General features: G+C 57.2%; 1 protein-coding gene. It reads left to right on the plus strand.

From position 1 onward, the window contains the following. Positions 1–394: 394 nt before the first annotated feature. Complete coding sequence (gene astB, locus G5358_RS20910; RefSeq protein WP_421245203.1) at positions 395–1,732, plus strand: N-succinylarginine dihydrolase; 1,338 nt, start codon at positions 395–397, stop codon at positions 1,730–1,732. The last annotated feature ends 297 nt before the right edge of the window (positions 1,733–2,029 follow it).

Consider the following 2,029-nt stretch of genomic DNA (forward strand, 5'->3'; position numbering starts at 1 on the left):
CTTGGCCGGAGACTCCACTATGACCAGTGATTTGCCCATGCTGTAACTATTATCCTCATTGCACCCGACGGGGTTGGTGTGCGGTTTTGTGGGGCTGTATAAGAGATTTGGCGCGAAAAAGCAATCTTGTGAGCAAATTTGCCTGACCAGCCCGAACCACACGGCTTCTTTTATTGCTTCTTTATTTATTAATGCGAAGGCAACAGGCCGGACGCAACCGCTTTTTCAATTTTCTGCCATACCGCCCCTCTTTCTATATCTGAAACGACATAAAAACGTCTGCTGGTTACCGGCTTGTTACAAAAACATAAAATCTCTTTATAATGGCCCAACCCCGACGCATTGTGCGCGGAAGGAACCGCTACCCATCATAAAAATCGAAAGGATGTACTCAATGAAGCACTTCGAGGTCAATTTCGACGGTCTGGTCGGCCCGACTCATAACTATGCAGGCCTCTCCTACGGCAACGTTGCCTCCCAGAGCAATGCCCAGGAAGCCTCCAATCCGAAAGAGGCCGCCAAACAGGGGCTGCGCAAGATGAAGGCGCTGACCGAGCTTGGCATGACGCAGGGTGTACTGGCGCCACAAGAGCGCCCCGATCTTGCCACCCTGCGCCGCCTCGGCTTCACCGGCAACGATGCCCGGGTGCTGGAACAGGCCGCCAAACAGGCTCCCGCCGTACTCGCCGCCTGCTATTCGGCCTCCAGCATGTGGACCGCCAACGCCGCCACCGTCTCCCCGAGTGCCGATACACGGGATGGCCGCATTCACTTCACCCCCGCCAACCTGACCAACAAGTTTCACCGATCCCTGGAGCCGGACGTCACTGGCCGTATCCTGCGCGCCGTGTTCAACAATGATCGCCACTTCAGCCACCACCTCCACCTGCCGGAAAATGATCACTTCGGCGACGAGGGGGCGGCCAACCACACCCGCCTCTGCCGCGCCTACGGCGAGGCGGGGGTCGAGCTGTTTGTCTATGGCCGCAGCGCCTTTGACTACTCCCGCCCGGCGCCGAAGCGCTATCCGGCTCGCCAGACTCTGGAGGCAAGCCAGGCCATCGCCCGCCTGCATGGCCTTGGCGAGGAGAGCGTGGTGTTTATTCAGCAAAACCCGGAGGTGATCGATCAGGGAGTGTTCCACAACGACGTGATCGCAGTGGGCAACCAGAATGTGCTCTTCTTCCACCAGCAAGCGTTCCTCAACACCGAAGCCGTGCTATCAGAGATCAGCGACAAGTTTGGCGAGGGGGATTTGCACTTTATCGAAGTGCCGACTGCCGAGGTATCCGTGCTGGATGCGGTGAAATCCTACCTGTTCAACACCCAGATCCTCACCCTGCCGAGCGGCGAGATGGCCATTATCGCCCCCACCGAGTGCCGCGATAATCCGGCGGTGTCGGCCTATCTTGGCAAGCTGCTGACGCAGGAGACTCCGATCAAGGCGGTCCACTATATGGATGTGAAACAGAGCATGCGTAATGGTGGCGGCCCGGCCTGCCTGCGACTGCGGGTTGCCATGAACGATCAGGAACTCGCTGCGGTCAATCCGGCCTGCCTTATCAACGACAGCCAGTTTGCCCGCCTCGATGGCTGGGTAGATCGCCACTACCGTGACCGCCTGACCCTCGATGACCTGCGTGATCCGACCCTGGTGCAGGAGTCTCGCAGCGCGCTGGACGAGCTGACCCAGATCCTGAAACTGGGTTCCGTCTACCCGTTCCAGCGCTAGATGTGATGCCCGAGAAGACCGCCGACGCTGGCGGTCTTCTGCTATCTCTCTTGTATTCGCCACGATCGCCAAATTGCACAGATGCTGTTTTGTGCAGAAAAGCAGCGCACAACTTGCTGATAAGCTTGAATTTTGAGCTGTATGTATCAAAAAATCGACGAACAGTCATTTTTTACTGCCAGATACCTCATCAAGGGGTTCACAAAGCCTCTGGATCTGATAGTATGCGCCTCGCACTTGGGGAGGGGTTCCCGAGCGGCCAAAGGGATCAGACTGTAAATCTGACGGCTCTGCCTT

It is taken from the genome of Aeromonas sp. 604176 (genome assembly GCF_049170755.1).
Taxonomy (GTDB): domain Bacteria; phylum Pseudomonadota; class Gammaproteobacteria; order Enterobacterales; family Aeromonadaceae; genus Aeromonas; species Aeromonas veronii_A.

Bases quoted from the DNA above. Each gene is read 5' to 3' on its own strand.
- astB (WP_421245203.1), top strand. From the start codon at position 395: ATGAAGCACTTCGAGGTCAATTTCGACGGTCTGGTCGGCCCGACTCAT.